Source organism: Kitasatospora sp. NPDC093558, assembly GCF_040683475.1.
Classification (GTDB): domain Bacteria; phylum Actinomycetota; class Actinomycetes; order Streptomycetales; family Streptomycetaceae; genus Kitasatospora.
On sequence record NZ_JBFBDY010000297.1, the window covers coordinates 1 to 7,976 of the forward strand.

Annotated in this window: 9 protein-coding genes; 3 read left to right on the forward strand and 6 right to left on the reverse strand. The window is 74.0% G+C overall.

Annotation, left to right across the window (positions count from 1 at the left end):
- Positions 1–176: 176 nt before the first annotated feature.
- Positions 177–695, reverse strand: a complete 519-nt coding sequence (locus AB0O00_RS24105) for a GNAT family N-acetyltransferase (protein WP_363655002.1) — start codon at positions 693–695, stop codon at positions 177–179.
- Positions 696–719: 24 nt separating this feature from the next.
- Positions 720–1,136 (reverse strand): ankyrin repeat domain-containing protein, encoded by a 417-nt coding sequence (locus AB0O00_RS24110; protein ID WP_363655004.1) that lies wholly within the window; start codon positions 1,134–1,136, stop codon positions 720–722.
- 421 nt (positions 1,137–1,557) lie between these two features.
- Here AB0O00_RS24110 and AB0O00_RS24115 point away from each other — a divergent pair, with 421 nt between their 5' ends.
- The 3 genes from AB0O00_RS24115 (at position 1,558) to AB0O00_RS24125 (ending at position 4,136) form a co-directional block, all read left to right on the forward strand.
- Positions 1,558–1,752, forward strand: a complete 195-nt coding sequence (locus tag AB0O00_RS24115; RefSeq protein ID WP_188305060.1) for a hypothetical protein — start codon at positions 1,558–1,560, stop codon at positions 1,750–1,752.
- A gap of 116 nt (positions 1,753–1,868) precedes the next feature.
- Complete coding sequence (locus AB0O00_RS24120) at positions 1,869–3,485, forward strand: hypothetical protein (RefSeq protein ID WP_363655005.1); 1,617 nt, start codon at positions 1,869–1,871, stop codon at positions 3,483–3,485.
- Between the two features lie 276 nt (positions 3,486–3,761).
- Positions 3,762–4,136 (forward strand): RNA polymerase-binding protein RbpA, encoded by a 375-nt coding sequence (locus AB0O00_RS24125; protein ID WP_049655293.1) that lies wholly within the window; start codon positions 3,762–3,764, stop codon positions 4,134–4,136.
- Positions 4,137–4,220: 84 nt separating this feature from the next.
- On the opposite strand, the gene fxsA is transcribed toward AB0O00_RS24125, so the two are convergent.
- The 4 genes from fxsA to AB0O00_RS24145 form a co-directional block, all read right to left on the reverse strand.
- Positions 4,221–4,799: an FxsA family membrane protein gene (gene fxsA, locus AB0O00_RS24130; protein WP_363655007.1), complete on the reverse strand. Its 579-nt coding sequence runs from the start codon at positions 4,797–4,799 to the stop codon at positions 4,221–4,223.
- A gap of 55 nt (positions 4,800–4,854) precedes the next feature.
- Complete coding sequence (gene lnt / locus AB0O00_RS24135) at positions 4,855–6,495, reverse strand: apolipoprotein N-acyltransferase (RefSeq protein WP_363655009.1); 1,641 nt, start codon at positions 6,493–6,495, stop codon at positions 4,855–4,857.
- A 127-nt stretch (positions 6,496–6,622) separates the two neighbouring features.
- Positions 6,623–7,081, reverse strand: a complete 459-nt coding sequence (locus AB0O00_RS24140; RefSeq protein WP_363655011.1) for an N-acetyltransferase — start codon at positions 7,079–7,081, stop codon at positions 6,623–6,625.
- Between the two features lie 32 nt (positions 7,082–7,113).
- Positions 7,114–7,976, reverse strand: an 863-nt coding sequence (locus AB0O00_RS24145) for an amidohydrolase family protein (protein WP_363655013.1), incomplete at its 5' end; no start/stop codon positions are given.

Genomic DNA, 7,976 nt, shown 5'->3' on the forward strand with positions numbered 1-7,976 from the left:
AGACCGCCCCCGCCCCGACGTCGCGCGCGCCGGCGCGGACCAGCCGGTCCAGCTCCCCGCCGGGTGCGGTCAGGGCGGGGAGCCGGTCGGGCGCCGGCGGTTGGTGACTCATCCGTCCGTCCCCCTGAACGTGCCCCGAAGCCGTCTCGCCCGGAGCCTACCCGGCGGACGCCCGGTCAGACGGAAGCGGAGGTGAACTCCTTGCCGAGGCAGATGCTCTGCGGGTGCTCGCGGTAGATCCCGAACTTCCGTATCGCCTCGTACCCCTCGGAGTGGTACAGCGCGACGGCCTCGGGCTGCTCGGTGCCCGTCTCCAGGATGAAGCGGGTGCGCCCGGCCTCGGCGGCGGTCTGCTCCAGGCGGCGCAGCACGCCCCTGGCGAGGCCGCGCCCGCGCGCGTCCGGGACGACGAACATCCGCTTCAGCTCGGCGTCGCCGTCGCGCAGCCCGTGCGGGCCGGCCTGCTTGGCCCGCCACCCGCCGCAGGCGACCGGCCGGCCGTCCAGGTAGGCGATCAGGAACAGCCCGGCGGGCGCCTCGAAGTCGTCGGGGTGCAGCACGGTCTCGTCCGGGTCGCCGTAGCGGCGGACGTACTCCTGCTGCACCTCCGCCGACAGGGCCTGCGCGTCGGGGTGGCCGTAGCCGGTGACGCGGAACTCGACGGTGCCGGTGTCCTTGGTGGCGGTGCTCTCCATGGTTGAAAAGCCTACGACTTCGGCTCAGCGGCCCTCGAACCGGGCGAGGAGCTCGGTCTTGCCGAACATGGCGGCGGCGTCGACGGCGGACGGGAAGCCGGCCTTCGGGTCGGCGCCGGCGGCCAGCAGGGCGTCGACGACGTCCACCGCGCCCTTGAAGACGGCGCCCGCGAGCGGGGTCTGGCCCTTGTCGTTGGCGCGGTTCGGGTCGGCGCCGCGCTCGACCAGGGCGGCGACCGTGCCGGCGTGGGCGTGGTAGGCGGCGAGCATGAGCAGCGTGTCGCCGCTGCCGTTGGTGAGGTTCGCCGAGACGCCCGCGTCGACGGCGGCGGTCAGGGCGGCGGTGTCCCCGGCCCGGGCGGCGTCGAAGAGCTTCCCGGCGAGGGCGATCACCTCGGCGTCGGGGGCGTCGGCGGGCTGCGGGCTGGCGGCGTCGGTCATGGCGGGCGGCCTCTCGTGGTCGGTTTCGCGGTCGGTGGGGCTCTGGTCGGTCGTACCGGTCGTACTGGCGGCGCGTACCGCACCGTAACCGCCGGGCGGACGCCCGGACCAGCACGCGTCCGGATGGCGGATACGGGCTTCCCCGGGCACGACACGCCGGCGGATAGGTTGCGCGGCCATTCGAGCGAACTTCCGGACCCCCCGGGAAACTTCCCGCCCACCCGCCGGAATGCCTCGCCGCACCGCAACAGAGCGCCGCACGGCCCCCACCCGGGCCGGTTCGCATACCTCCACCCGAGCCCCACGGCGGTATTGAGCGGTGAAACCACCCATTTGCACCGTTCCATCATCTATTACTTTTTGTCACGATTAGGGCACTTTCCGTGACACTGTCCCTGTCCCCCTCCCCGAGGAGCAGAACGTGATCCTCTCGATTTCCGGCATCGTCCTGTTCGGCACCATCGCCTTTCTGTTCTTCCGCCGGGACGGACTAAAGGTCTCCCACGCGATCGTCTGCGCGCTCTTCGGCTTCTACGTCGCCGGCTCCTCGATCGCGCCGAGCATCACCGCGGGCGGCGCGAGCCTCGCCAGCCTGCTCGGCGGCCTCCGGTTCTAGCGCCGCCACTCCCCCGTACGGGCCCGGGCGCGGATCCCACCGCCCCGGGCCCCGTCGTACCACGAGCACCATGCGCTTCACCCCCCACCCGTCCCGACCGCCCGGGGAGTCAAGGAATGTCGCTCCACCGCCACCTCGGCAAGGGCCGTGAGATCGCCCGGACCGCCGGGGACCACGCCTCCGACATGTTCGCCCCGCTCACCGTCATCGGCCGCGGCCTGCGCCACCACGCCGGCTGGGCCAAGGGCCGCTGGAACGCCACCCCCAGGGAGCGCCGCGGGCCCACGCTGTTCCTGTCGGCCGCGATGCTCGTCGGCATCTACCTGCTGCCGCACGGCCTGCTGTTCGCCCTGATCGCGCTCATGGCCAGCGCCGCGTGGGCCGGACGGGCCCCCAAGGCGCCGCCCGCCGCGCCCGCGCCCGACGTCGCCGACGTCAAGCTCGCCGCGCTCTACTCGGCGCTGACGCCCTACCTCTGCGGCCCCGAGGACGCCAACCCGCTGTACCACTTCGAGGGCAGCTACAAGAGCGCCTTCGGCAGCTGGGAGTTCGACGGCGAGGGCCGGCTCTCCCGGCTGGAACTCACCTACCCCGCGTACTTCACCGACACCGAGCCGGCCGCCCGGGCCCGGATCGAGCAGGTCGTCCAGGGCAAGGCCGGACGAGCCCGCGAGTACCGCTTCGACTGGGACGAGGAGTCGAACAGGCTGCGGGTCTCCGCGATGAGCCCGCTGCCCACCGACATCGTCGCCCAGCGCTTCGTGGCCGCCCCCGGCGAGATCGTGCTCGGCTTCACCGACGAGGACGGCAGCGCCCGCACCATCCCGGTCGGCCAGGGCGGCACCCTCACCCAGCAGCCGCCGGTGATCTGGCGCACCGGGCCGCGCTCGGGCGAGCCCCACCTGCTCGCACTCGGCGTCGCCGGGTACGGCACCTCCAGCCTGGTCCGCTCGATCGCGCTCCAGGCCCTCCCGTACGCCGACCTCGTGGTGATCGACGGCGCCGGCACCGGCGAGCACGCGTGCCTGGTCAACCGGCCCGGCGTGCACACCGTCGAGACCAGCCTGCACGGCGCCCTCGCCGCCCTGGAGTGGGCCGCCCAGGAGACCGACCGGCGGCTCGCCGCGCTCAACACCGCCCGGCACACCGGCAGCGCCCCGCCGGAGGACGTCACCCGGCCGCTGTGGCTCCTGCTCGACCACCCGACCGAGCTCAGCGAGCTCGCCCACGCCGAGGGCCGCCCCGACCCGCAGGACCTGCTGGAACTCCCGCTGCGGCACGGCCGCGCCGCCCGCGTCACCGTCGTCATCGCCGACGACGTCGAGGCCCGCGACCGGCTCACCCCCACCGTCCGGACCACCACCCGCGCCCGGGTCGTGCTCGGCCCGGCCGGCCCCGAGGAGGGCCACGTCGCGCTCGGCGTCCCGCTCGACATCGTGCCCGCCGCGCACGCCCCGGTCGGCCGCGGCTACGCCCGCATCGGCAACGGCGCCCCGGTCCGGCTCCAGGTGCCCGCCACCGTCGACCCGCTGGACGACGAGGCCCCGGCCGCGCTGCGGGACGCCGTGATCGCCCTGCTGCCGCACCGCGACACCCGCACCGAGGCCGCGGCCGACGCACCGCCCCGCCCCGAGCAGCCGCCGCTGGTCCGCCCCGGCGAGCCGGCGTCCGGCGCCCGGCCGGTCGACCTCGGCAAGGGCGAGCCGATGATCCGTTCCCGTCCGATCTCCTGACCGCAAGGAACCGGGGGCGCCGACGGCCGCCGAAAGCCGTCCCGGTACGCTCGTGACGGAAAGGCCGCACGATCACCGGATGTGAAATAGGTGACACCTGGGGTGATATCACCGGCCAGATGTGACAAATCGGGCGCCGGTGGGTACAAACAGGGGCGGCACGACAGACGACGCATGTCCCGGGACGGGAATCTTCGTCGGAAGCCGAGCGTTGACCGAACGACGAAGAACAGCGACCACTAGTCCTGTGGGCCATAAGCCCGGGAGGCACGATTCATGAGCGAGCGAGCTCTCCGCGGCACGCGACTCGGGGCCACTAGCTACGAGACCGACCGTGGTATCGATCTGGCTCCCCGCCAGACCGTCGAGTACGCATGTCAGAACGGACACCGATTCGAGGTTCCTTTCTCGGTCGAGGCGGAGATCCCCGCGACCTGGGAATGCCGCTTCTGCGGTCAGGAAGCGGCACTTCTCGACGGCGACGAGCCTGAAGAGAAGAAGATCAAGCCGACGCGCACCCATTGGGACATGCTGATGGAGCGCCGTACGCGCGAGGAGCTGGAGGAGGTGCTGGCCGAGCGGCTGGCCGTGCTCCGCTCCGGCGGGATGAACCTCGCGGTACACCCGCGGGACACCCGCAAGAGCGCCTGACCCTCGCTCCCGCTCCGGCGGGAGGACGCGAAAAGGGACCCTGGAATCCAGGGTCCCTTTCGCGTGTCCGCGCCTTCGAGGGGGTCAGCCGTTGATCGGCGGGCGGTAGGTGGTGTCCGGGCCCTGCGGGCCGCGCGGGCCCGCCTCGGGGTCCACCACCTCGCCCTGGATCACCTTGCCGTCCGGGCGGTGGATGCGGATCTGCTCCTGCAGCCGCATCGCGTCCGCGAACGCGTCGGCGCCCACGGCCGAGGTGCTCCGCAGCGCCTTGTCCGCCAGCCGGCGGCCGGCCGCCCGCCACAGGGCGCGGGTCGGCGGGAACAGCAGGGTGAGCGCCACCAGGTCCGACAGGAAGCCGGGCACGATCAGCAGCAGGCCCGCCAGGACCGTCATGCTGGTGCCGGTCTGGGGCTGCTGCGGCTGCGGGTCCTTGCTCTGCTCGATCGCCGCGGACAGCGCCTTCAGCCCGGCCCGCTTGATCAGCGAGCCGCCGATCACGGCGCCGGCGATGAGCAGCAGCAGGACGGTGAAGCCGCCCAGCCAGGAGCCCACCTGGACCAGCAGCCAGATCTCCAGCACCAGCCAGGCGGTGATCAGCAGCGGCAGCACCCGGCGGAGCCCTCCGCGCGGGGCCGGACGGGTGGGGGTAGCTTGCTGGGTCACGGTACGGATCCACTCCCGACGGTGCTCTTCGCGCCGCACGGGAGGTCCGGGCCGGCTACGGCACCACCTGGTCCAACGATTCCCCGGCGGCCGGTGTTCCGGCGCTCCCCCGGCGTCGGCGGGCAACCAGCAGGCCCGCGCCGCAGGCCAGCAGGCCGCCGACGGCGAGCGTCCACTCCGGGGTGGCGCCGATCCGGTCGGCGACCGTGGTGCCGTCGCGCAGCGGGACGGTGGCGGACAGCTCGGCCGGCGTCAGCTCCTGGGTGCGCTGCTCGACCGTGCCGTCCGGGGCGATCACCGCGCTGATGCCGCTGGTGGCGGCGATCAGCACGGCCCGGCCGTGCTCGACCGCGCGCAGCCGGGACATCGCGAGCTGCTGCTCGGGCTGGCCGGTCCTGGCGTACGTGGCGTTGTTGGTCTGCACGACCAACACGCGGGCGCCGCTGTCCACGGTGTCGCGGACGATCTCGTCGTAGGCGACCTCGAAGCAGATCACGTCGCCGATCCGGGCCGGGCCGAGCTGCATGACGCCGTTGTGGTCACCGGGCCAGAAGTCGCGGGCGACCCGCTGCAGGCGGGTGACCACCTTCATCAGCTGGGCGCGGAACGGCACGTACTCGCCGAACGGGACGGGGTGCTGCTTGGTGTAGGACGCGCCCGGGCCGGTCTTCGGGTCCCAGACGATGCCCTCGTTCTGGACGTGCTGCTGGTCCGGGCCGTCCACCAGGGTGCCCACCAGGGTGGGCAGGCCGACGGCCTTCACGGCCTCGTCGATGCGCTGGTAGGCGAGCGGGTCGCTGAAGGGGTCGAGGTCCGAGGAGTTCTCCGGCCAGATCACGACGTCGGGGCGCTGGACCTGGCCGGCCCTGATGTCGGCGGCCAGCCGCTCGGTCGCCGAGGCGTGGTTGTTGAGGACCATCATCGGGCGGCCGAGGAAGTCCATGCCCGGGTTCGGCACGTTGCCCTGGACGATCGCGACCTCCACGGTGTCGTCGGCCTTGGTCGGCACCGGGACGAGGTAACCGGCCAGCAGGGCGGCCACGGCGCCGAGGCCCGCCAGCGCGGCGGCCCGGGGAGCCCGGCGCGGGCCGCGCAGGCGCAGCGCCGCCCAGGCCAGCAGGGCGCCCGAGAGGGCGACCGCGAAGGTCACCAGCGGGGCGCCGCCGATCGCGGCCAGCGGGGTGTACGGGGTCGCCGTGTTGGCGAAGGCCAGCCGGCCCCAGGGGAAGCCGCCGAGCGGCATCCGGTCGCGTGCCCACTCCTGCGTCACCCACAGGCACGCGGCCCACAGTGGCCAGGCGGGCAGCCGGGAGGTGACGGCGAGGCCGGCGCCGAGCAGCAGCATGAACAGCGCCTCGACGATCGACAGGCCGACCGTCGCGTCCCAGCCGACCACGCGCAGCCAGCTGAGGAGCATCAGGAAGAACGGGAAGCCGAACGCGAAGCCGGTCCACGCCGCCTGGCGGACCGTACGGCCCCGGGTGAGCAGCGAGAGCGCGGCGACGCCCAGCAGCGACAGCGGCCACAGGTCGTAGGGCGGGAACGCGAGCGCCAGCAGCAGACCGGCCAGCGCGGCGAGGCCGGTCCGGGGCAGGCCGGCGCGGACCTTCGCGACGGCCCGGGCGAGCCGGCCGGGCCGGCGCTCGGGGGCCGGCGGCTCGGGTGCGGCAGCGGACCGCTCCTGGGTGACGGACATGGTCACCGGCGCACCATCTCTCTGTGGCTTGTTGTTCGGACGCTGTCCGAAGAAGGTACCCCGGAACGGACGGTGGCCGGGAGGCGAGGGGGAGCTGTGCGGCTGGTGAGGGGCTGGGGGCGGTGGGTCAGCGGGGCGCGTAGCGGACCTCGCCGAGGGGCCAGACGGTGGCGAGCCAGGTGGAGACGGCGTGATGGAGGGGGGCGTCCAGTTCGGCGCGGTCGGCGCGGACCCACGAGCTGACGGACGCGACGGACGGGTCGGTGCGGTCCCGGCAGATGTAGACGCAGCCGATCACCTCGTCCCGGCCCGGTTCCAGGACGGTGTAGGCGAAGCCGGTGCGGTTCGCGAAGTCGGCGGCGTGGCGTCGCAGGTCGGCGAGGTTCTGCTCCGGCGGCATCCCGCCGGACGGCGGCCAGCTGCGGCCGGCCCAGCCGGGGGTGGCGCGGATGTGCTCGATGCTGCTCGTCCAGGCGGCGTGGTCGGAGGCGTTGTGCTGCTCGCCCAGGGGCTCCAGGCGGAAATCCTGGGCGAGCAGCGTGCGCGGGACGGTGAACTCGGCGGGGACCAGCGGGTTGATCGTCATGCCGATCAACCTAGTGCCGTGACCGGATAGGTCTACTCGGCGGCCCGGTGGACCGTGCGGCCGCGGACGACGGTGCGCAGGCAGGTCGGGAGGGGGTGGCCGGGGGTGAGGTCGGGCAGGCCGGGGGTGCCGGAGCGGGGGTCGGTGGACCAGCCGGCGACGCGGGAGTCGGGGGCCTGGACGACCAGATCCCCGGCGGCCCAGATCGCGTAGCTGGCGACCGCGCCCGGGACGAGGACGCCGTCCTGGTCGCGGCCGATCGCGCGCCAGCCGCCACGGGTGTGGGCGGTGAAGGCCGCGCGGACGGAGATCCGGTGCTCCAACGTCTGGTGGAAGGCCGCCGCCCGGACCGTCCCCCACGGGTCGAGCGGGGTCACCGGGGCGTCGGAGCCGAACGCGAGCGGGACGCCCGCGCGCAGCAGGGCCGCGAACGGGTTGAGGGCGGCAGCCCGTTCGGCGCCTAGGCGCTGGACGTACATGCCCTCCGCACCGCCCCACGCGGCGTCGAAGGCGGGCTGGACGGAGGCCGTGAGACCGAGCTCGGCGAAGGCCGCGACGGACTTGTCGTCCAGCGCCTCGGCGTGCTCGACGCGGTGGCGCAGCGCCTTGACGCGCTCGGCGCCGACCCGCGCTCCGGCCGCCCGGACGCCGTCGATCACCGCGCCGACGGCGGCGTCGCCGATGGCGTGGAAGCCGGCCTGCAGCCCGGCCTCGGTGCACGCGGCGACGTGGTCGGCGACCTGGCCCGCGGTCAGGTACGCGGTGCCGGTGTGGTCGGCGTCGGCGTAGGCGGCGTGCAGGCAGGCCGTGTGCGAGCCGAGGGCGCCGTCGACGAAGAGGTCACCGCCGGCGCCGACCGCGCCGAGCCGACGGGCCGTCTCGACGCCGCCCAACT